The 21,397-nt window shown below is 42.7% G+C and carries 27 protein-coding genes and 1 pseudogene; 24 read left to right on the top strand and 4 right to left on the bottom strand.

The features are described from left to right. Positions 1–700: 700 nt before the first annotated feature. From J2Z66_RS28685 to J2Z66_RS28650, 8 genes are all read left to right on the top strand, one after another. On the top strand, positions 701–1,057 hold the full coding sequence (locus tag J2Z66_RS28685; RefSeq protein WP_209976170.1) for a VOC family protein: 357 nt from the start codon (positions 701–703) through the stop codon (positions 1,055–1,057). A gap of 30 nt (positions 1,058–1,087) precedes the next feature. Then, positions 1,088–2,131: an ankyrin repeat domain-containing protein gene (locus tag J2Z66_RS28680; protein WP_209976169.1), complete on the top strand. Its 1,044-nt coding sequence runs from the start codon at positions 1,088–1,090 to the stop codon at positions 2,129–2,131. Between the two features lie 182 nt (positions 2,132–2,313). Then, positions 2,314–2,637 (top strand): tyrosine-type recombinase/integrase, encoded by a 324-nt coding sequence (locus tag J2Z66_RS28675; protein ID WP_209976168.1) that lies wholly within the window; start codon positions 2,314–2,316, stop codon positions 2,635–2,637. 103 nt (positions 2,638–2,740) lie between these two features. Then, complete coding sequence (locus J2Z66_RS28670) at positions 2,741–3,286, top strand: tyrosine-type recombinase/integrase (RefSeq protein ID WP_245375904.1); 546 nt, start codon at positions 2,741–2,743, stop codon at positions 3,284–3,286. Between the two features lie 169 nt (positions 3,287–3,455). Further along, positions 3,456–3,992 carry a GNAT family N-acetyltransferase gene (locus J2Z66_RS28665; RefSeq protein WP_209976167.1) on the top strand — a complete coding sequence of 179 codons (537 nt, stop codon included), beginning with the start codon at positions 3,456–3,458 and terminating at the stop codon, positions 3,990–3,992. Between the two features lie 184 nt (positions 3,993–4,176). Further along, the gene (locus J2Z66_RS28660; RefSeq protein WP_209976166.1) at positions 4,177–4,548 is read left to right on the top strand and encodes a hypothetical protein; all 372 of its coding nucleotides are present in this window, start codon (positions 4,177–4,179) and stop codon (positions 4,546–4,548) included. Beyond that, positions 4,518–4,973, top strand: coding sequence for a phosphotransferase family protein (locus J2Z66_RS28655; protein ID WP_209976165.1), 456 nt, complete (start codon positions 4,518–4,520; stop codon positions 4,971–4,973). The genes J2Z66_RS28660 and J2Z66_RS28655 overlap by 31 nt, the downstream gene beginning before the upstream one ends. A 241-nt stretch (positions 4,974–5,214) precedes the next feature. Beyond that, a complete protein-coding gene (locus tag J2Z66_RS28650) occupies positions 5,215–5,976 on the top strand; it encodes a class I SAM-dependent methyltransferase (RefSeq protein WP_209976164.1) in 762 nt (253 codons plus the stop codon). A gap of 42 nt (positions 5,977–6,018) precedes the next feature. Here J2Z66_RS28650 and J2Z66_RS28645 read toward each other — a convergent pair whose 3' ends face one another. Next, positions 6,019–6,282, bottom strand: coding sequence for a hypothetical protein (locus tag J2Z66_RS28645; RefSeq protein WP_209976163.1), 264 nt, complete (start codon positions 6,280–6,282; stop codon positions 6,019–6,021). A 382-nt stretch (positions 6,283–6,664) separates the two neighbouring features. On the opposite strand from J2Z66_RS28645, the gene J2Z66_RS28640 reads away from it, so the two are divergent. The 7 genes from J2Z66_RS28640 (at position 6,665) to J2Z66_RS28610 (ending at position 12,327) form a co-directional block, all read left to right on the top strand. After that, the gene (locus J2Z66_RS28640) at positions 6,665–7,054 is read left to right on the top strand and encodes a hypothetical protein (RefSeq protein WP_209976162.1); all 390 of its coding nucleotides are present in this window, start codon (positions 6,665–6,667) and stop codon (positions 7,052–7,054) included. 103 nt (positions 7,055–7,157) lie between these two features. Beyond that, the gene (locus J2Z66_RS28635) at positions 7,158–8,354 is read left to right on the top strand and encodes a two-component system regulatory protein YycI (RefSeq protein ID WP_209976161.1); all 1,197 of its coding nucleotides are present in this window, start codon (positions 7,158–7,160) and stop codon (positions 8,352–8,354) included. A 7-nt stretch (positions 8,355–8,361) separates the two neighbouring features. Continuing rightward, the gene (locus J2Z66_RS28630; protein ID WP_209976160.1) at positions 8,362–9,126 is read left to right on the top strand and encodes a hypothetical protein; all 765 of its coding nucleotides are present in this window, start codon (positions 8,362–8,364) and stop codon (positions 9,124–9,126) included. Further along, entirely contained in the window at positions 9,119–9,997 is an 879-nt protein-coding gene (locus tag J2Z66_RS28625) for a hypothetical protein (protein ID WP_209976159.1), read from the top strand. The genes J2Z66_RS28630 and J2Z66_RS28625 overlap by 8 nt, the downstream gene beginning before the upstream one ends. 1 nt (position 9,998) lies before the next feature. Further along, positions 9,999–10,637: an ABC transporter ATP-binding protein gene (locus J2Z66_RS28620; RefSeq protein ID WP_209976158.1), complete on the top strand. Its 639-nt coding sequence runs from the start codon at positions 9,999–10,001 to the stop codon at positions 10,635–10,637. Between the two features lie 311 nt (positions 10,638–10,948). Continuing rightward, the gene (locus J2Z66_RS28615; RefSeq protein ID WP_209976157.1) at positions 10,949–11,521 is read left to right on the top strand and encodes an RNA polymerase sigma factor; all 573 of its coding nucleotides are present in this window, start codon (positions 10,949–10,951) and stop codon (positions 11,519–11,521) included. After that, the gene (locus tag J2Z66_RS28610; protein WP_209976156.1) at positions 11,518–12,327 is read left to right on the top strand and encodes a hypothetical protein; all 810 of its coding nucleotides are present in this window, start codon (positions 11,518–11,520) and stop codon (positions 12,325–12,327) included. The genes J2Z66_RS28615 and J2Z66_RS28610 overlap by 4 nt, the downstream gene beginning before the upstream one ends. 20 nt (positions 12,328–12,347) lie before the next feature. Here J2Z66_RS28610 and J2Z66_RS28605 read toward each other — a convergent pair whose 3' ends face one another. Continuing rightward, entirely contained in the window at positions 12,348–12,827 is a 480-nt protein-coding gene (locus J2Z66_RS28605) for a hypothetical protein (protein ID WP_209976155.1), read from the bottom strand. Between the two features lie 548 nt (positions 12,828–13,375). On the opposite strand from J2Z66_RS28605, the pseudogene J2Z66_RS28600 reads away from it, so the two are divergent. After that, positions 13,376–13,665, top strand: a pseudogene (locus tag J2Z66_RS28600) (nucleoside triphosphate pyrophosphohydrolase). After that, positions 13,649–14,233, top strand: coding sequence for a phospholipase D-like domain-containing protein (locus J2Z66_RS43030; protein WP_245375902.1), 585 nt, complete (start codon positions 13,649–13,651; stop codon positions 14,231–14,233). Before J2Z66_RS28600 ends, J2Z66_RS43030 begins: the two are co-directional and overlap by 17 nt. A gap of 168 nt (positions 14,234–14,401) precedes the next feature. Here the strand turns inward: J2Z66_RS43030 and J2Z66_RS28585 are convergent, their stop codons facing one another. Continuing rightward, positions 14,402–15,568: a DUF4179 domain-containing protein gene (locus J2Z66_RS28585; RefSeq protein ID WP_209976154.1), complete on the bottom strand. Its 1,167-nt coding sequence runs from the start codon at positions 15,566–15,568 to the stop codon at positions 14,402–14,404. Next, positions 15,555–15,998, bottom strand: a complete 444-nt coding sequence (locus tag J2Z66_RS43560; protein WP_312894814.1) for a sigma-70 family RNA polymerase sigma factor — start codon at positions 15,996–15,998, stop codon at positions 15,555–15,557. The genes J2Z66_RS28585 and J2Z66_RS43560 overlap by 14 nt, the downstream gene beginning before the upstream one ends. Positions 15,999–16,275: 277 nt before the next feature. On the opposite strand from J2Z66_RS43560, the gene J2Z66_RS28575 reads away from it, so the two are divergent. The 7 genes from J2Z66_RS28575 (at position 16,276) to J2Z66_RS28545 (ending at position 21,352) form a co-directional block, all read left to right on the top strand. Then, entirely contained in the window at positions 16,276–16,599 is a 324-nt protein-coding gene (locus tag J2Z66_RS28575) for an ArsR/SmtB family transcription factor (RefSeq protein WP_209976152.1), read from the top strand. Between the two features lie 40 nt (positions 16,600–16,639). After that, positions 16,640–17,518: an aldo/keto reductase gene (locus tag J2Z66_RS28570; RefSeq protein WP_209976151.1), complete on the top strand. Its 879-nt coding sequence runs from the start codon at positions 16,640–16,642 to the stop codon at positions 17,516–17,518. A 318-nt stretch (positions 17,519–17,836) separates the two neighbouring features. Continuing rightward, entirely contained in the window at positions 17,837–18,478 is a 642-nt protein-coding gene (locus J2Z66_RS28565; protein WP_209976150.1) for an SRPBCC family protein, read from the top strand. Then, on the top strand, positions 18,475–18,804 hold the full coding sequence (locus tag J2Z66_RS28560; protein ID WP_209976149.1) for an ArsR/SmtB family transcription factor: 330 nt from the start codon (positions 18,475–18,477) through the stop codon (positions 18,802–18,804). Before J2Z66_RS28565 ends, J2Z66_RS28560 begins: the two co-directional genes overlap by 4 nt. A 100-nt stretch (positions 18,805–18,904) precedes the next feature. Next, positions 18,905–19,300, top strand: coding sequence for a VOC family protein (locus J2Z66_RS28555; protein ID WP_209976148.1), 396 nt, complete (start codon positions 18,905–18,907; stop codon positions 19,298–19,300). Between the two features lie 390 nt (positions 19,301–19,690). Further along, a complete protein-coding gene (locus J2Z66_RS28550) occupies positions 19,691–19,858 on the top strand; it encodes a hypothetical protein (RefSeq protein ID WP_209976147.1) in 168 nt (55 codons plus the stop codon). Between the two features lie 507 nt (positions 19,859–20,365). After that, the gene (locus J2Z66_RS28545; protein WP_245375901.1) at positions 20,366–21,352 is read left to right on the top strand and encodes a serine O-acetyltransferase; all 987 of its coding nucleotides are present in this window, start codon (positions 20,366–20,368) and stop codon (positions 21,350–21,352) included. Positions 21,353–21,397: the final 45 nt, after the last annotated feature.

Genomic DNA, 21,397 nt, shown 5'->3' with positions numbered 1-21,397 from the left:
CAAATTCGATGCACGATTCAAAAGCTACTTTAATCAATATGGCAATGAGGATTTAGCAGATTTTCTTTACAGCGCAATTATGCAAAATATCAATCAGTAATCATCTCAATGAATGGTAAATGCTCAACAATCACTCCCTAAGGTAGCTTGGACCATGACGATCGTCTATGTGGCCTACAAATGCATGACTCCGATAGTTATTGTAAGTTTGTAGGTCAGTGGGGGCGTTCTACACTGAAAGAAATGAGCCCACTTGTTATGAAAATTAATGATTAAGCTAACGGGCAGTTTAGTTGAAGATTAATTGCGGGGAACCTTATCATAAGTGACGGCGAAAAAGTTAGATGTAAGGAAGCTTTGGGAGTGTTATGGGGCGTGTGGAACTTGTGAATAAGAGCCTTTGTGACCTTTGGTCTAGGGATAATGTAATGAATAAGCAAAATATATCGAAGCTTATCTGTAAAACCTCGCTCACAAGCTGCAGATCGTACTCTTTCTTGTCCACCTTCTTGTGGGCTTTTGCATTCTTCTACTATGCGACTATCCATTAAATTTTCAAAATCAGACAAGTAAAGAGAGATTTCAACAAAGTTGGGTCTATCGGACCTAACCGGCGAACGTTTTTCGGAATATACTCCTAATTAAGGATAATTATTTCCAAATATAATATACAACTCGTACGATAATAGCAAACCCGCTTATGGACGGAGGTTTTTTTAATTATAGAAAAAATAATAAGTTTAACCCCCATAAGTTCTATAGGCGCTGCTATACCGAAAAACTGGGCCTAAATGTAAGAGAAAGAAAAGAAGGCCTTTCAAAACTTGATTTTGGTGACAGCTATTTGATGATTGAAGATAACGGAGTATTAAGCACATCCGAGAAGAATAGAAGTCAGAACCCAATGGTCATTAGAATTGAAGTAGACTATTTCGAAGAAACAGTGAAAGAACTTAAACAACGAAAAGTAAAGGTTGATGTGCATACTTTTAATTGGGGGATAATCGGAGTAATTATTGATCCAGAAGGAAATAGAATTGAAATTAAAAAATATTGATCTTGCAGGTGGAGGTATGAAGGAATCAATATGAACAATCTTGATTATTTAGTAGACACGATTATCAATGAGCCTATGCTAAGTGAAAGAACGTATACATATTTAATTTTAGGCACTGAGAATTCGTTTACAAGCGGATATTTTGCTGTTTTAGAAAATGAAGTTTCATATGATGGAGAAATTACTATTGCTCTTTTTGATAAGTATATTAACGAAATTAAGGAATTAATGCTAGGGAAGGGCATTCTTTGTATCAAAGTAGATGCTGGTAAGTTAGTTGAGCATTGCATTGTGAAAGATATGAATCCTGAACTTTTTGATACGGATGTCTTTGAGTTAATCATTTACCAGAGATATGATTTGGAACCAAAGGGAGAGGAAAGAAAAGAAATCTTACAGCAATCGTTAAAGGCAGAAAAAATTAAGAATACATTAGTATTTGCGTGTTATATGAATGACATGGAAAAAATTAAAGAGCTAGTAACCCACGCGAAAAAATCCGATTTAGACAAAGTTCTTGAATATCGTGGCACTTCTTTGCAGTTTTGTAGTAAACACAATAATTTAGAGGCATTTAGACTATTAGCCGAGAAGGGAGCAAACGTAGGAAAACGTGCTCTGGCTGAAACCTCTCTTGAAATTGCGTTTAGACACTCAAGTGATATTGTGAATTATATTCGTTCAGTATTTCCGGAGGTTTATCAACATGAGGTGAAAAAGAAGGGCTTTGGGATTGCTCTTCATTGTACAGATGAGGCTCTACTAGAAGGCATTTTACAGTTGGGCTGTGATGTGAATCAAGAAAAGAAACCATTCCCTCCGCTACATAACTTTGCAGATCTTAATAACATTATCGGGATAAAATTCTTGTTGGATCATGGAGCTAATCTTGAATGTAGAAATCAGTATAAACAAACAGCCCTGCATAGAGCTATTACGAGAGAAAATGTTGCCGCTATTGAAATGCTGTTAAAACATGGTGCGAACATTCAAGCTACAGATCAAGAGGGGAAGACACCAATGGATTTAGCTAAAGCATGTGAAAACAAAGCAATTGTTAATATGATGGATTAACATGCTGTAAGTATAACTCCGATCGAGGTTTTTGCTTTTTCGGGTGCTACATCTTATTCCACGATCGATTGAAACCCAGCAGTTTAGGACATCGCATCCGTTTTGTTCGTTCCCTTTTTCGCTTTGCCTATGAAGAAACATACTTAACCTCAAATCCTTCTTTGAAGTTACGCGAACCCAAAATGGACAAGCGTATTCCTAAGTTTTTGATCGAGGAAGATGTCATTCACTTGAAAATCTCTTGCAAGTCCCTGAGGGAAAGGGTTCTTCTGGAGTTTCTCTACAGTTCCGGCTGCCGGGTTGGAGAGGTGGAGAAGTTAAACATTGAAGACCTGAACTGGGAGAACTGCTCCGCTATTGTAAATGGCAAAGGTTCAAAACAGAGAGAGGTTTACTTTACAACCGAGTGTAAAGTGTGGTTGAAGAAGTATCTCGCTAGCCGTGTCGATTCTTGTAACAATGCTGAAAGAGTATTTGGCCAAACAAGCAGATCGGTTAAAGCTTAGCAGCCTAGGGCATCGAATTCGTTTTGTTCGTTCCCTTTTTCGCTACGCTTATGAAGAGACGTATCTAAATTCAAATCCCTCTCTAAAATTAAGAGAACCAAAATTGGATAAGCGTATTCCTAAGTTTTTGATCGAGGAAGATGTTATTCACTTAAAGATCTCTTGTCAGTCACTAAGGGAACGAGCGCTGCTTGAGTTTCTCTACTGTACCGGCTACCGAGTTGGTGAAGTGGAGAAGATAAACATCGAGGATCTCAACTGGGAAAATCGCTCTGCAATAGTTAATGGCAGGGGCTCAAAGCAGAGAGAAGTTTACTTTACGACGGAGTGCAAAGTATGGTTAAAGAAGTACCTGGATTGCCGTGCTGACTCCTGTAAAGCCTTATTCGTAACCGATACACATCCCACTAAACGAATGGCTATTCCTACGATCAGATGGTCTTTGAAACGGCTTGCAGATCGGGGAGAAATCGAAGCAAATGTATATCCTCATCGCTTTAGACATACCTATGCGTGCCAACTACTTGATAACGGTGCACCACTGGATTTCATCCAAGGTATGCTGGGGCATGAAAAAGCATCAACCACGCAAATCTATGCTCAGCTCGGCGGCGAGCGCCGGAGAGAACTTTATCGGCAATTTTTTTAGCACAGAACAGCGGTGGATTCACCTTTAGAAATCCGCCGCTATTCAACTAAAGGGCAGGATAGTTCGAATCTCAATACAAAACAGATACAATTATTTTGTCCCTTGTTTCAGCTCTATTTCCACCTTATTATGGAAATGATTTGGTGGGCATTCTTAGGGAGGAAATATCATGAGTAATATATCAATTGAATTGTGTGAACGTAATAACAAGTTTATTATCAATAATTTGTACCCTTTGTATTTACACGATTTAGCGGGGATACGGAAAGTACTTCCAAATAAATATGGTGTTTTTGAGGACGATGAGAAATTTCACACACTAGAACAACAAATACCTGTATTTGATATATGGTGGGAAAAAGAGGGGGTCCTGTTTCCATTCCTAGTAACAGTTGATGAATTACCAGCAGGATTTGTATTAGTTACATCGCCACCATATTTATATGATAATTGCGATTTTATGATAAACGAATTATTCATTCTAAGACCATTTAGAGGTAAGGGAATAGCTGAATACGCCGTAAGAGAAATTTTCAATTTGTATCGAGGAAAATGGATGCTCTTTACTACACCTACAGACAATAATTTGAACACTATAAACTTCTGGAGAAAAACATTATCTCGGTATACAAGTTGTCAATTTACCGAAGAAGATAAAGAACTGCATGATGTCGGATTCAACAAAGTTTTCAAATTCAATAATTAAATTGGATACATTACCGTGAACCGTATTGCAGAAAAACCATGTCATTGCGCTAACGGGAAATGTTAGTTGAACGAAACAAGGAGCAGTTTGCCGCGGCAGTTGCTCCTTGTTTTTATTACGCTAACGGGCAGGATAGTTTAACGATATATTATATTCAACTATACAGGAAGGGATAAATGTAGCTATGCGTAATTCACCGAGGATTCCTGAGGAGCATCTTCGATCCTGTCTAATGGAGCAGTACGATTTGACACCCTCCACGCTTGATTTTCTTCCCCTTGGATTTGATTACAGCGCTGCAGTGTACTATGTGGTTAGCGAGCAGGGAACTTCCTATCTGGTCAAAGTCACATCTAGACCTCTATACGAACCACAATATCTTGTTCCTCACTATCTCAACGACCAGGGGATTTCTTCCATCGTGGCTCCCATTTCTACGGACTGGAGACCTTTGATCCGACGGAATACGTTCGATGGGTACGAACCTTTGAGGATCAATATATACTCTTTGAAGGCGGAAGCAACTTGGAGCGTACACTTCGTGCTGCTTGGGTAGAGCATAGGTCGATGATACACACGATGTTGGCCTCATTGGAAGAGCTGGCAGGGTTGCTCCAATCGAGAAAAATCCCGTATGTAATATGTCACGCGGATCTGCACCCAGCTAATTTGATCCGAGATCAGGCTGGGAACGTGTTTGTAATCGATTGGGACGAGGTGATGTTCGCTCCTAAAGAGCGCGATTTCATCTTTGTAAGGCCTCCACATGCCGATGCATTTTTTCAGGGGTACGGAACCGCAGAGTTTGATGAGAAGGCGCTCACCTACTACCGCTTAGAAAGGGACATTCAGGATCTAATTGAGTGTGCTCGAAACGTGTATATCAGAGATGATTTTGATTTAGGGGAAGAAACCAAGGCGGATGCCGTCAAACTGTTTCAAGATATCTTGGCAGCGAAGGAGCTTAATTCATTACGCTAACGGGCAGTTTAACACAACATAGCATAAGGGCTTACTCAACAAGTGACAAGATAATGGATATACAGTGCAAAGTATTCTTGCTTGAATTAAGCTATTCATTATACAATGTCTGTAGATATTAAAGAAAGTGAGTGATTTTCTATGATAGTCAGTTCTGTTTATTCATTCTTAAAATTCGAGGTACGGAACGGTTAATGTAAGATATTATCTTCCGTACATAAAAAAACGGAGGAAAACATTTATGTTTAGTTATTACAGTACACTTTGTACCGAAGTCTATGATTTCACAAAACCTGTGGGGTATTCTTTAAACGGTGATATTGAATATTACCAAGAACGGTTAAAAACTTGTCAGGGACGAATTCTTGAAGCCGCAGTTGGTTCAGGGCGCATTATCATACCACTTCTTGAGGCTGGACATAAAGTTGATGGAATTGACTATTCTCCTGAAATGTTGGATTCTTGCCGTAAACGTTGTGAAGAAAGAGGATTTAAGCCTAATTTATATGAAGGTAAATTACAGGATTTTTCATTGCCATTTAATTATGAGGCGATTATAATTCCTACTGGTTCCTTTTGTTTGATAGAAAAGCGAGAAGACTCTCTAGAAGCCTTGAAATGTTTTTATAATCATCTTGTTCCAGGTGGACGCTTGATTGTTGACCTTGAATTACCTAATGGTTGGAAAACGGGAGAGATTACTACATCAACTTTTTCCCTACCTAACGGAGATGGTATTACGATGGAAAGCAAATCGATAGAAATGGATTGGCTCAATCAATTTACTGTATCCTATATAAAATATGAGAAGTGGAGACAAGGGAAGTTGATTCATACCGAGTTGCAGCGTTTTGCAATGCGTTGGTATGGAATCGAGGAATTTAGACTTATATTACAAAATATAGGTTTCTCTGAGATTAGATGCTATTCTGATTATGTTTACGAGAAGCAACCGTCTAATGCGGGGCAAATTATTACTTTTGAGGCCGTACGAAGGCAATAATGTAGGAAAGCTGTTGTCACTATATGACAACAGCTTTTTTTATTAGAGGCTGACTTTGAAATATTCGAACAAAAAATAGGCAACATTTCGCGGCTGCTTGACCGTTGCTTTCGGATTGCCGATTCGCCGCTGTCCCTCGAATGCAGGAACCAGAGCTGCAGCATACTGTTCATTATTTTGAAATACTTGAACGCCGCTCGGGCTCGCCTCTATGAAGTTGTCCGTGTAGGCGGATGTCATGCCAAAGCTATCAATCTTTAGCGGGTCGATGAGTGCATCGTTGACTCTACGTTCATATTTGTTCAATAGGGGGCTTTTTGTTTTTACATAAAAAATTGGAGTGGGGATTGTGGAGATTTGGCATTATGTAAAGCTCGTCCATATCAACTCGCTCGCCGACCTGTTTCTCCAGATCGGCTTTTTGTTGATTCAGGAACCTGTTTTTTTATCAAAAAAATAATTGGAAAAATTCGTAACCTAAATCTGGTATAAAGTGTTTATATAAGTAAATCTATCAAAAATAAGCATAGACTGCATGAAACCTTTACAGAATACTATTGTTCACTGTCACAAGTCTTTTTAGTTGTACAACTTGAATTGATGCGTCATATTTAACTTGTTTTAATGCGAGTCTAAGGCAGGTTAATTAATAATATGACTAGAAATCAAATGAGGAGGAAATTCATTTATGAAAAAGCGTATTAGCATGATTAGTTTTGTTGCGGTCTTGTGCCTTGTTTTTGGGTCAGTTTCGGCATTTGCAGCTTCGTTTAGCTTCCATTTTACACCTCCATTTGTTGGCAGCTTAAAATCCACTTCCACCCAGAAGGTAACGACTCTCGCCGCTGCATATGTCAATCCAAGCACTTCGGCAACGCCGACGAGTTATTTCTTGTCTCCAACCCCAGGGTCTTCAACGAATGCAACAAACATTATTACTGATATATCTACATCGGGTTCTCGGAGTTTAACCTATAATTCCGGTTACGGTGGAATGGGTACTTCTTTATGCTTATCTGGCTATCCGTCAAATTTTGATTTTGTGGACTATAATATAGCCGGAACCTGGTCTCCATAACCTTCAAAGAGAGCAGACAGCTAATTGTCAATATGCCAATGCAGGTGTACTCGCCACCTGCATTTTGCTATTCTCGGTTTAGAAAGGAGATCTAAAAACTATTATGCGAAAAATTCTCATCCTGGTGCTCAACATAACGCTTCTAATGTTCGTATCTGCCTGCAAGGAGACGCAGACAGATACAAAGCCATCCGGAAACAGGGACTTGGTAACCTATCTGCAAAACGTCAAGTTGCCCAAAAACCTTTCGATCTCGTTTGATGCAGCCAAGGTCAAATCTGTAGCTTTAGCCAAGACCTATACAGCGGACTTTCTGGAATTGGACCCGGATATGGTTGCAAAGGGGCTCCTGCGCAGAGAAATCATCGATAAAAAACCGCAGGCAGTGGGACCGTGGTTCCAAACCGGAGACGAGTCACTGACGGAATATCTCACCGTTCTTGATGGTGGAAAAAGCTTTGGTGTCGAAAATGAGGTGAATGGGGGCCTTTACTACGGAGTGTATATAAACGGAAAGCCAGACGAGGATCTGTCATCGGTCATATCCGGCGAAGTGGGGCCACCGAGCGTGAATGAGCAATTACAGAGGAGCCTGTCACGAAGTGACTATGCATCCTTTGCGGATTTGTCTTTTGTTAAATATGCGGATGCACTTGCGGCTATAGAGAAACAATTCGATGCAATTGGCCTCCCGAAGCTTGAGGTTGCAGAAACGTACTCCATGGATTTGGAGACCATACGGAATCACTATGCATTGTACATTGAGGAAAACCGTAATCAAGAAGATCCTGAAGATTTCAGTTGGTCGAAAGACGATGAAGGTTACCTGTTCCACCTCCGACAACTCATAGACAACATCCCGGTGATCAACGTTTCGTGGGAATTGGGGAAAGGAACAGCAACTGGCGCCGATGGAAACCTTATGAAGTTTCCAATCATTGATGTTACGTACACCAAGGATGGTGTAACAGATATACGCGCTAGCGGTCTGTATGATGTTGAGGCTGCGAAGGGTGGCGATGAAAAACCGCTCATCGGTGTGGCTGATGCATTGCAGGTTGTGTTCGACGAATACAAGGAGCTTTTGCTGGATGAAGGGACGAGGGTTACGTCTGCGGAGCTAGTTTATGTGTCCATTCCTGCGAAGGACACCAATGAACTGATTCCCGCATGGGTCTTTGGCATTGCCAAGCCTAATAAATGGAAAGATGCTGAAAGCGGAGCGGAGTTTCCATACGACGACTATAGTCAATATGTCGTAAACGCCATAACAGGTGAAAAGTTGTCCGGTATGAGGTGATGTTCAAATGAAGACGTTATTTTCCCTTCTTGTGATAAGTTTTAAGCGGGCCATTCTCTCCACGCGCTTTCTTGCCAGCGTCTGCGGCGTCACATTGGTGCTGTTCCTGACTTCTTTCGGTATGATCAACCCCCTATCCGATGTTTTGTCCGTGGTGAAGACGACCGGAGGCGGAAATATGATTTTGGTTGTAGGGATTTTACCTCTGATTCCGTTTGCGACCACCTTTGCCTCGGAATGGGAGGAGGGTTCCGCCAGCTTTTGGCTCGTGCGCTCAGGCGTACGCAATTACGCGGTGAGCAAGGTGGTGGTGAGTGCGTTCTCTGGCACTTTGACAACATTTGCTGGCATTCTTTTGTATGCGCTTATTTTACTGATCAAACTACCGTTCTTTTCCACAATCACTACAGGAGATGCGTATGCCCCCTTGTTGGAAGCAGGTATGCCTGTGCGATACCTTCTCTACTCTGCTGCACATTTGTCGTTATCCTCTGCCTTGTTTGCGGTAGCGGCGCTGTGGATTTCAACGTATATCCCTAACAGATTCACAGCACTAGCAGCCCCTACAGTGCTTTATTTTGCACTCTATCGCTTGACCAGATTTTGGGATTTACCGCTTTATCTGAATCTAGGCACAATTATTGAAGGAACTTACCATGCAGGTTCCCCACAGGCAACAATACTGTTCAAGTTGGGGACGGTTACGATATTGTGCCTGCTGATGGGATACGGCATAGTGGGACAAATACGAAGGAGGTTGCAGAATGACTGATCTGAAAACAATATGGCTTTGCGCTCGGGTCAATTTCAGTAAGTGGCCTGTAACCCCCCGTATTTATACGCTTGCAGCAATCATTATTGCATTTTCGATCTGGGTCTTTTCCTGGATTTCGGATTATGCTTCCACTGTAGGTGTTGCTGTATCGCCATGGGTATTTCCGTACTTACTGACCACCCCTATCATGTTTCCAATTTATGGATGTCTTACGGCGTTGCTATTTTGCGATGCCCCGTTCATGGACAGTCACACACCCTTCCTGGTTATTCGAACGAGCCGGCGCAACTGGGTAACGGGACAGCTTCTCTATATCGTATTGGCGGGCTTTGTCTACACCACATTTTTTTTGCTGATGTCTATTCTTGTGTTGATCCCGAACGTGCAGTTCTCTATGGATTGGGGAGCTGTTTTAAAGACGATTGCTTTCAACCCAGGCAGCCCGGCTAAGTATGGCATTACCAGTTTGGCTGTCATCGGCGGTCCGGTTATGACCTTATTTTCAGCCATCCAAGCCACGCTGATTAGCTTCGGGTTGTTTTGGCTTGTAACTATATTCATCGGAGTTCTTATCTTCTGCTTCAATATTGTGATCGGGAGAATGAGCGGACTGGTAGCGGCTGGGGTATTCACTGTCATCGCGTACTTTTCCATCTTCGTCGGAAAGCTCGCCTTTGGTAACGTGATTTATTACGTATCGCCGCTCAATTGGAGCAGTATGTCTTATTTGGATTGGGGCGGTACGGGTTCGATGCCCTCGCCGGTCTATGCGGTGGGTTGCCTGTTAGGGGCGATACTGCTGTTAAGCATAATTTCTGTGTTTGTCTTTTGCAAAAAAGATATGCATATACAGGGAAGGAGATATTAATGTGGCAACATATAGGGTAGAGGTTTCGGACGCGGTAAAAAGTTTCAAGGAAACGACCGCGCTGAATCGTGTGTCGGTCAAATTTGAGACTGGCCGGATTCATGGGATCATTGGCCGGAACGGCTCCGGGAAGACCGTGCTTTTCAAATGCATCTGCGGTTTCATGAAGCTTAATTCTGGCAGCATTTTGGTAGACGGCCAACCTGTCAAGTCTGCTGTAGCACAGGAAATTGGCATCATCATTGAAGATCCCGGCTTCATAGGCTCGCTCAGCGGTTTCAAAAATCTGAAGCTGTTGGCCTCCATCCGCCGCGAAATATCGGATGATGGAATCCGTGATACACTGGTGCGTGTCGGGCTTGACCCCAAAAGCAAAAAGCATGTGAGCAAATATTCGTTAGGTATGCGCCATCGGCTTGGCATTGCCCAAGCGATCATGGAAAAGCCGAAGCTGCTGATTCTTGATGAACCGATGAACGGATTGGACAAGCAGGGAGTTTTGGAAATCCGCGAGGTGCTCAAGGCACTAAACCAAGAAGGGATTACCATTATTTTGTCATCCCATTATGCAGAGGATATAGAGGTTCTATGCGATACCGTTTGCGAAATGGATGGTGGTGTTTTGACACACATTAGATAGTATCTCCTGGTAGGGCAGGTGACTTTGTTTTCTGAGTCGATCCCCTCTTATAACTTCTAATTAAAAATGTTACACAAACGGCCGAGATCCACTATGGATTATCGGCCGTTTGTGTATTAGTAGTGGAGAAATACTTTTTATCTGATTATTTCCAAAAAAAGTGTTACAATATATTGGGAGTATTATACATATCATGAAGCAATGAACTTATTATCACATAAATACTAGATGTAAAATCCCTTCAATACAACCTCTCACCGTAAACATTGGAGACTTTACATTTTATATTACTTCTCAAGTGAGGGGATCAGATGGGACATACGATCATCATACTTCTATCAAATAATTTTGGCAGCTTAAATGAATCCGTACAGAAAGAAGTCTATAGAGAATTCTATAATCTCTTATACGGGAGCGTTTATTTCATGGTCAAAGATCATGCGGCGACAGAGGATATTATCCAAGACTCATTTATTAAAGTGTTAAAAAAGACACCTGAATGTGAAGATCTGACAAAATTAAAGGCATGGATAAGAGTGGTTGCCAAAAATACAACATATAATTATTTACGAAAAAATAAAAAAAACCATAACCATCTCGACATAGAAAGTGTTTTTATTAATGAGAACTTTATTATTAGCTCCGAATCAGTCGAGAGCATTGTTGAAGCTAAGATAATGGCTGATGATATAACAAGATATCTGGATCATGTAAAAAAGGAATATCGGATTCTTATTGAACTGCGATGGAAAAAGGGATTATCCTATAAAGAAATCGCGGAAGAGTTGGACATCACTGAAGAAATAGTAAAACAGAAACTCTATCGGGCAAGGGAAGCTGTCAAGAAAAAAATGAGTTTAAATCGGGATGTGGAGAGCTTATGAGACATGATGATTTCGACCGTCAGTTTGATGAGGCATTCGAGGAAGCTGCAAAGCAATTGCAAACAGCTCCGGATAGCTCAAGTTCTTGGGATGAAGTCAGTAGGATAACTAAGAATATGAACAGACGAAAGCGATTTTATAAACGATTACAAGTATCTGCAGTGGTTGCATGTTCTGTCTTATTGGGGGCAATAATCACTGGCAGTCCCACTATCTCAAGGGCATTTTCACCCTTTATTCAGCAAATGAAAGCAGTTGAAAACAGTGTGGTTGGATTCTTTTTTGGGAATACCGGACAGACCGACAGATCCGCTAAAACTAGCCCACCTCCCGATGAAAAAAATGATAATCCGAGTGGAGCTGGCTCTGAAATATCAGGCGAAAAGAGAAAAGAAATCGTGTCACTCGAAGAAGCAAAGAAGAAAGTCAGTTTCCCCTTTCCGGCACTCCCTACTTTAGATACATTTCAAATCAAAGAGATAACTTTATTCTTTGATGAACAAATGAAGACCGCTACTCAAGCTAGAATTAATTATACTTCGGATGATCATATAAAGAAATTTAACATCTACCTTACTGAACTAACGCCCAGCACGGTGCTTTCCTCAGGTGGAAATAATTCAACTGGAGAAGTTGAAAGTGTTAAGTTGTATGCTGGAGGAGAGGGATTTATTGCTCCGGCCGGTGACAATCGGTTCAATATTGAGTTCCTAAGTAGAGCCGTCCATTTCATGATAATCGGTGATCTGAATAAAGAGGAAATCATTCAACTAGCAAATCAAATCAAAAAAGACACGGATGGTTGATTCCGTGTCTTTTATAATCTTTATTTTACATATACAAAGCCTCCGGTACGCTCTCCGTCTTCATAGACACCATGCTGTATCCAATGTACGGTTCTTGCTCTATAATAATATCCACCTGTTACTGTTTTTGAATGAGAGCCGACGTATTCATCAGTATTTGTTGTTGATAGATTAATAACAGAACCGACTAAATTCCAATTGCTCCCGTCCCACTGTTCTATGTATAACTTAGCACCAATTTGATTGACTGTGCTTGATGCTATCGTCGTTACTTCCACTTTTATTACATGACTTCCATTATCCTTCGCAGTATTAAATCCGTTATCCAAATATAAATGATAAGTATCAAATACACCAAATAGCTGAAAACTGTTGGGAGGAGGGGAAGTTTTAGGCTCTGTTTCGCCTCCAGATTCAGCATTTGCCTTTGCCGACAAATCAGAGACGACCATGAGTACACTTAGGAGAAGCAAACTTAACACCAATCTTTTCAGTACCATAACATCTTCACCCTTCGGTTATAATTTTGTATTATTATCATTAACAATCTGGATCTAGCATTGGTTACGGTTTGTCCATTAAAAAAGGTAATTTTTTTCGATATTTTCCTGGAAGGATTATTTGACTTGGGTATTTGGACGGATGATAAGTGAATGAATCAGGAAATTTGGAACCGATATTCTCTTTCAAGAAGAGATGTTGGTTCTTTTTTACTAATACAAAAGAGGATTTTGGAATAATTTGCCGAATTATATCGAGAAATGCAGAAACAAATAGACCGGAATATGAAACGAATATCAGCGTTAAGGAAATGGTAGAGAAAGAGTACCTGGAAAAACAAAAAGCACTTAAAATTAAACCCATAAGATGGACATTCAAAGATCAGGTTTTCGTTTTATTTGCAAGCTGCGGAATAAGGAGAGGGCGGCGCAGCTTGATCAACAATACAAACAGTATCTGGATTCCATTGAGCATGTGAATACAAAAATTGACGAGGGCTATACAGAGAAAATAGCAGCGTTAATCAAAACGTCTTGTTCGCGATAAGATTCCGCAGATTATTGAGGCAAACGGCAAAGCGTTTCGCACTCGCGTTCTGAGTACCGAAGAGTACAGAAGTGAATTACAAACAAAACTCGGGGAAGAGACCGAAGAGTACTTTCAGGCGAAGGATGGACTTGAAGCTTTAGAAGAGATAGCGGATATGCTTGAAGTTATTCGGGCTTTAGCGGGTGTCCATGGGGCAAGCTGGGAGCAGCTTGAAGCTATTCGAGTCCAAAAAGCAGAAGCGGCGGCTTCGAAGATCGGGTGTATTTGATCGATGTCGACGAAGCTTAACGTAAAGCTGATTACAGAGAATCTGGCAGATGAGCTCATTGCTGGGATGCAGAATGCCTCTGGTATTTATATTATGACTTCCTTTGTCATGCATTCAGGTGTCCGCTTGTTGGCTCCGCATCTTAAGAGAGCCTTGGATCATGGCGCTGAGGTCAGGATGCTTGCTGGGGACTACTTGTTTGTCTCCCAGCCGGATGGTCTTCGGGCTCTGAAAGAGATTGATGACCGCTTAGAAGCGCAATTATGGCGCAGTGCCGGAACCTCTTTTCATCCGAAGGCTTATTTACTTGATTATGAGAATGGCGAAGGGCTCTTGATTGTGGGGTCTTCTAATTTCTCGCTGTCTGCGATGAGAATGCAAATTGGCAGATGGCGTAAGCCAGGTTCTAGGGTGTACATAGGAAGGCCAGGGCGCGAAATTCAAATGGAATTTAATCCAGCTCATCAGGGATGGCAGTTTCATGCTGCGTATTTTCTGAAATCGGACTGGACGGATTCAAAGCAAGTGTTCCGTACTAATTCAGAAAACTTGGTCTCCACAATTCATGAATTGTACCCGGGAAACTAATTTATACTTAATATATTCATCAAAACACTAGAGAACAAGATGACTTGAGTTAAGCTAGACAAGGGTAAAAGTCATTTAAATAAAAAGACGAAGCCAATTATGGCTCCGTCTTTAGTAGGTTTGCATACCCTTTTAATCCTGGAGAATAAGGTCCTTTTTACAGATGAACTATTGCACCGAAATTACAGTCTCTAGTTCAGGGATGTATTTCTTGACCATATCTTTGTCTTCCCACCGTCCTTTAACCCCAGCTGGGGCTTGACCTTCGGATACGACTAAGTACGGTTTGATGGTTACGGTACGCGGTACAGTCTTGAAGGGTTCAAAGTAAATATTATAAGATTCGCTAATGGGGTGATAACCGATGGGCTTCAGTTGAACCCCATGTTCATCCACAATGTCAAACTGAAGAGCGATGATGCCCCCGTTAGCACCCTTGTATTCCGAAGGGATAGAAGCGAGCATTTCTTCTATGCTCTGGCCCGGTTTGGTTAGGTACTCAACGGATAACTGCGTTGTGATTGGGGTGATTTCCAGCCTGCTGATCTGCAAGTTAATGTTATCGTGATGCTTGGTCTCCTCTGAAGTTAGAACGGTAACGGGCGTTGATTTTGTAACAGGCAGCACGAATTGGAACGGGACATCGTAACCCTTTAACGTTACATTTACAGTCAAGTCAAACTGATCAGGGAACTGGATAGTCTGTGTTGTGCCCGGCTCTATATAAGTGCTGGAAACCTGAACGATTAGGCTGGAAGCAGTGTCACCGTCCATGTATTGGTAATCCCAGGCCAGAGGTTGGCCTTTATAGAGGACCTCAAACTTATCTACCGCCCCTTTGTTAGCATCGGAAGGCAGTAAATTGGGCTCCGAGTACAGACGGTTTCCAGGAGCGGTTACGTTCATAAGAATTCGGGTCCCATCAAATAACAACGTTGGTATATTCATAGTCACATTGCCATGGGTCACGATTTGGTTTACGTTTGTGATGAAATCCTCGGCTTGTTGAACACCGGGATCTTCGTTGTTTGCGCCCCATAATGAATAGATTTGTCCCAGAACCGGAATTTGTTTGAGTGCATCAGCTACTACGGGCGATACAAAGCCGGAAGCAATGAGGGTAAGTCCAAGGATGGCAGCGGCTGCAGTGGAAACCCACCACTGTTTAAAAGTTCTTGATACATTTGTCTTTCTCTGAATGGGGGAAATGGAATTACCGGTTTCCCTGATGATTTGGTAAGTCTCATTCAGTTTGGAGCGGGTAATATCCGATAACTGATCGGGAAGTAGGCTTTGGCAGTTTTTTAATTGTTCTTCTAACTTAGTGTTGACCATGTCGCAACTCCATTTCTTGATTGATTTGAGATGAATGCTTTAGCTTTTTTCGGGCGCGATGCAGCCGGGTCTTCACGGCTACCGTAGAAATTTCGAGAATGTCGGAAATTTGACTGATCGGCATGTCATGTAAATAATGAAGAAGAATGACAATCCGTAGGTTCTCCTCAAGATGTTGAACGGCATCCCATAATTCGATTTTCTCATAATCCTTGGAAGTGGAAGGGACGTCGGGAAGCTCTCCGTAAGGGAGGGCTCTTGAGCTTCTTTTGACCATTTTGTTGCATTCATTAATCAGAATCCGGAAGATCCACGTTTTGAAAAAAGCGGGCTCTCTGAGTGTATGGATGGACTTAAAGGCTTTAAGCATCGTCTCCTGCAGGGCATCTGCACAATCTTCGTCTTTGTTTCGAAATTGATTTAAGCTCACGGCGGAAGCTTGCAAGATAACCCGTCGCCAGATATGACAGAGGAACAGGACCTTTCGGGGTCCTGTTCCTCGTCGTTTGATATGTAGAAGATGTAAACGAAGAGCTGCTTTTTTGTGACAATATGGACACCTAAAATATGCAAGGGGGCTGTACATGACGAAACCAGATGAAATATGTTCGTCTCGATTTTCTTTACCGATATCATATGGATCTTAATCCTATGATAAGCTAATCATATGTTCGTCGGTTTAAATGGATTGACTAAGGAGAGATTCAATGGAACAGGACGTTAACAGTCCTATTATGCGTGAATTTAAACATAATCAGGACGTGCTTGTAGCCATCGGCAATGAAACACGCCAAGCTATTTTGATCACTTTGGCTCAGGAAACGCAGGACTTAGGCATGCGAGTGGGGGAAATCGGGCGGCACACGCATTTGTCCCGTCCTGCAATCTCGCATCATCTCAAAATCCTAAAAGACGCTGGAATTGTTAGCGTTCATAAAGAGGGAACCAAAAATTTTTATCGACTAAATGCCAGAAACAAGATGCAGGACCTACGAAGCTTGATTGACAAGATCTTGTCACTGTGCGAGTAAACGTACTATTACCTGAAAACTATAATAAAGGAGAAGGCCCATGAATCTGTCCAGTGAAGCCGTGAACGGAGTGGAAATTCCCCAACTGGGGTTTGGCGTATATAATGTCAAGCAGGGTAAAAATAGCAACTTTGAGCAAATCATTAGCGAAGCAATTAAAGCGGGATATCGTCATTTTGATACTGCACGCATCTATTTCAATGAAGAAGCCTTGGGGCATGCGATTGGCAATAGTGGTGTTCCGCGAGAAGATTTTTTTCTAACATCTAAAGTATGGACAACGGATCTTGGGTATGAGCAGACCCAACGGGCTTTTGAGAAAAGCTGTAAAAAACTGAATACTACTTATCTGGATATGTATCTCATTCATTTTGCCGGCCCCCACTATGTTGATGCTTGGAAAGCGCTAGAGAAATTGTATGCAGAGGGAAAGATAAGAGTTATTGGTGTAGCGAACTTTGAGATCGAGCACTTAGAGCATCTGAAGAAGCATGCGGAGATCATTCCAATGATTAATCAGATCGAGACTCATCCGGAATTTCAACAGCAGCCACTACGGGAATATATGTCTCGCAATCAGATTTTACATGAAGCATGGGGACCCTTAGGGCAAGGGAATAGATCTTTGTTTGAAAATGAGGAACTACAATCCATTGCTCGTCGTCATCAGAAGACGGTTGGGCAAGTTATTCTACGCTGGCATTTAAACCGCGGCACAATTGTCATCCCGAAGTCATCGAATCCTCAGCGGATCAAGGAAAATATCGACGTATTCAACTTCAATTTAAGTGAGAAAGACATGGAGCGGATTGCGAAATTAGATAAAGGAAAACGATATTCTGTAAACCCGAAGGGTTTTCAGGTGAACCCGATTGTTGTCAAGCTAACGAATCTATTCTTGAAGTTACGCGGATCATAACTGAATGGGAAGGAAGACGGCCAATTGCGTAATGCTGTGCAACGTATCCAGCATGGGGTAGATTGCAACAAGGAGCTTGCGAGACTACGTCCTGGGTGGGAGAGGATGGCAATTTTTTTATTAATCCATTCTACAATCCCCCTTGGTTTTCAACATCCTCCTACGAAAAGCCGCTTGACCATGCCGCTTCACATAGGTTGCTCCCTTGACAAAGCCGTTAGTACAAGCTACTCTTTATATAAGCGTTAACTTGTATAAATATAAATTTGTATAACAGAAAACTTGTATAACGCTAATTTGCGCATGGAAGTGAGTCATATGTTCAATCTAGAATCTTGTTTGGGAGAAGTAACCCGCACGGTGTCGGAGCTTGAACGAGAGGGAAAGCCTGCCCGCAACGTTACGCTGGAGCGCTCTTACGACACGACGCCGGACGATCTTTGGGATGCGATGACCAATCCGGAGCGTTTGCCTCGCTGGTTTGCTCCGGTCAGCGGTGAATTGAAGCTCGGAGGCCGATATCAAATCGAGAATAACGCAGGCGGCGTAATTACCGAATGTGTGCCGCCGCAATATTTCTCCGTGACCTGGGAATTCGGAGGCGGCATGAGTTGGGTCGAGCTGCGCTTAGCCGCTGAAGGGGAAAACCGGTCCCGCCTGACGTTGTCTCACATTTGCCCGATTGACGACCATTGGAGGACGTATGGACCTGGCGCGGTTGGTGTCGGCTGGGATCTAAGCTTGGTGGGGCTGGCATTCCACCTCTCGGCGAGAGATGCGGAACGTATAGATGAGAACGTTTTTAGCGCCTCCAGCGAAGGAAAGACGTTCATGGCCGACAGCAGCGAGGAGTGGCGGCGTGCGGCTGTTGCAGCCGGAGAGAATTTGTCCCAGGCTGAGGAGGCAGCGAAGCGGGTTACGCTCTTCTACACTGGCAGCGGGCCGCAGGAGGCGGAATGAACGCCTTCGACGTTCTCGGCGATCCAGTACGCCGCCGCATCTTGGTGCTGCTCGCTGAGAGCGAGCGCCGTTCCGGCGATATTGTCGAGGTCATCCAACAAGAGTTCGGCATTACCCAAGCCGCCGTTTCGCAGCATCTTCGGGTTCTGCGGGACAACGGGTTCGCCCGCGTAAAGGTCGATGAGCAGCGCCGCATCTATTCGCTGGACACCCAGCCGCTGCAGGAGGTCGACGATTGGCTCAATCGTTTCCGCTCCTTCTGGGAACCGAAGCTCAGTGCCCTTGAAACCGAGATCGCGAGAGGCAAAAAGAAGCGCCAAAGTTGAAGGTTCGTTCAACATTACTCTCAATCGGTAAAAGAACTTCTGGTTTAATTGTGGAATCGCAGCAATTTTGAATCGAAGAATAAAAGGAGGAAGATTTACTATGAATAAGGTGATACCTTTCTTAATGTTTCAAGATGGCAAGGCAGAAGAAGCGATGAACTTTTACACATTACTCATTGAGGATTCTGAAATTACAAGCATTGTTCGGTATGGAGCGAATGAACCCGGAGAAGAGGGGACCGTGATGCAGGCTACTTTTACATTAAAAGGGCAAGAGTTTATGTGTATTGACAGTAATGTCAAACATAAATTTACCTTTACACCTTCGTTCTCCATCTATGTTGCTTGCAGTACTGAGGAAGAAATTGAGGTGCTCTATGAGAAACTTAAAGAAGATAGACAAGCTCTGATGCCATTGGGCAATTATGGGTTCAGTAAAAAATTCGGCTGGCTGAATGACCGTTACGGAGTTTCATGGCAGCTTAACCTGATCTAATTAACGGTTGTGTAGAACATTGAAGTGCCCCTGCCAAGTAGACAGTATAAAAAAATTGGTTAGAAAATCCCCTCAGCCCAAATAAATAGAGCTGAGGGGATTTTCTTTTCTTATCGTTGTTTCGTCAGATAAAAGCTTTCTACCTTCAACGTACCCCAGAATCGTCTATGGAAGCCGCCGCGATCACCGTCATACTATGGAAAAGCATCCTGCCTAAAAAACGAGCTTATTTAATAATTTGAGACGTTTGACCGATTCGTTAAACAAATTCGATTAAACCATACACGTTGTATGCTGACACTTATGGGACGAGAGGAGGAGCAAGGCGTTTGAAAAATTACCGCTAAAACCTTCGGAGGATTAGCCTCGTCAGCCTATAACCGAGATTCAATGACAGTCGCCGCAAATGCAGCCCTAGGTGCCTACACGATTACAACAACCTCGACCTTCGATGGAAGCAAGAAAGGAACCGCAACAATTACAGTTACAGCCGCGCCGGCAGTAACTGTAATTGTCGATCCAAGCAGTGCAAGTGTTGACCAAGGAGGAAGCCAGTAGCTAACAGCGGCGGTAAGTGCAGTCGGTGGAGCAATTGTACGATTGAGCCGAAACAGACTGCTGCATGACAGGCATTTGATTCAATAACCCAGAAATTAACAATTATCACTTCTGCCTAACCTGAATGGCTAAGGGATCTTGCAACCTGCTGGATTACTGAATGACTTGTAAAAAATGAAACATGCAGCATGGAATTACATATACGAATTATTCACCTCTCGAAAACGCTTTATTTTTTGACATATTTATCTTATAACCTTTCACATGAAAAAAAGTATGCTGATATTATCATTTATAAATGAAGGGCTCTAACCACATCGTATTGAAATAGAGGCTATATTCCGGTTTTGTGGGCTGAAGGAAAAAATCGGGGTTTAAGTTGTGCTGGACAAGTGTTGGTAGCAAGTCGGGAAATTCCACCTTGACATTATGACTTATTAATCCTATATTAAATAAATTGATTGGATTAGTCGGTTATAGTTTACTTTTGGAGTGGGGGAGTCATCCATGAGTCATTATGGTGATACAGGAATCACTTGCAATCCGATACAAAGCCAATTCGGCAGTCTGGTGACAGCTATTGCCGAGAGCCACAGAGACCCGTCACATGCTATCCCGTTAGAATCATCCGCCCTGCCGAATCGGGATACGATTATTGACATCATTCATATGGTAAGAGAATTGGTATTTCCAGGCTATGTAGGGCAGCATAAGCAGCAATCCGGTTTGACGATCGAATACGGCATTTGCAAGCTGCTAATCAGCATTCATGAGAAGCTGCATGAGCAAATCGTCTGCGCACTTCATCATCACAAGAAAAACAAAGAAGGTTCCGAGCCCGATAATCACAGCGAAATTGAGCAAAAAGCCGAGGAAATTGTCAGCAAATTTCTCAGTAAAATTCCTGAGCTGCGGGGTGTACTCGCCACCGATGTACAAGCTGCTTTCGACGGCGATCCGTCAGCAGAAAGCGCAAGCGAAATTATTTTCTCCTTCCCTGGCATATTTGCGCTGCTCGTTTATCGCTTTGCCCATGAGCTTTACCTGTTATCTGTTCCGCTCATTCCGCGGATTATGACTGAATATGCACATAACAAAACTGGTATTGATATTCATGCCGGTGCAACCATAGGCAAATATTTCTTTATCGACCATGGTACCGGGGTCGTCATCGGCGAGACAACCGTCATCGGCAACGGCGTCAAAATTTATCAAGGCGTGACGCTTGGCGCCCTCTCAACAAGAGGCGGACAGAAGCTGCGCGGCGCGAAGCGGCATCCTACGCTGCTTGATAATGTCACCGTCTATGCCGGAGCGTCCATTTTGGGCGGGGATACGATTATTGGCAAGGATGTCATGATCGGCAGTAATGTCTTTCTCACCAAATCGGTGCCGGATGGCACGCGAGTCAGCATGAAAAACCCTGAACTGGTGTTCAAGGGGAAATCACCGCAAGATTTTGAGCAGCAGTTTGTGGCCGATTGGGTCATTTAATGCTGCTGCTCCATAGCCAGACAACAAAACGCAAGATTGCAGTTC

The sequence above is a fragment of the Paenibacillus eucommiae genome (assembly GCF_017874215.1).
Taxonomy (GTDB): Bacteria; Bacillota; Bacilli; order Paenibacillales; family NBRC-103111; genus Paenibacillus_AI; species Paenibacillus_AI eucommiae.
Note: the sequence above shows the minus strand (reverse complement) of the source record. Positions and strands in the feature narration are given on the sequence as shown.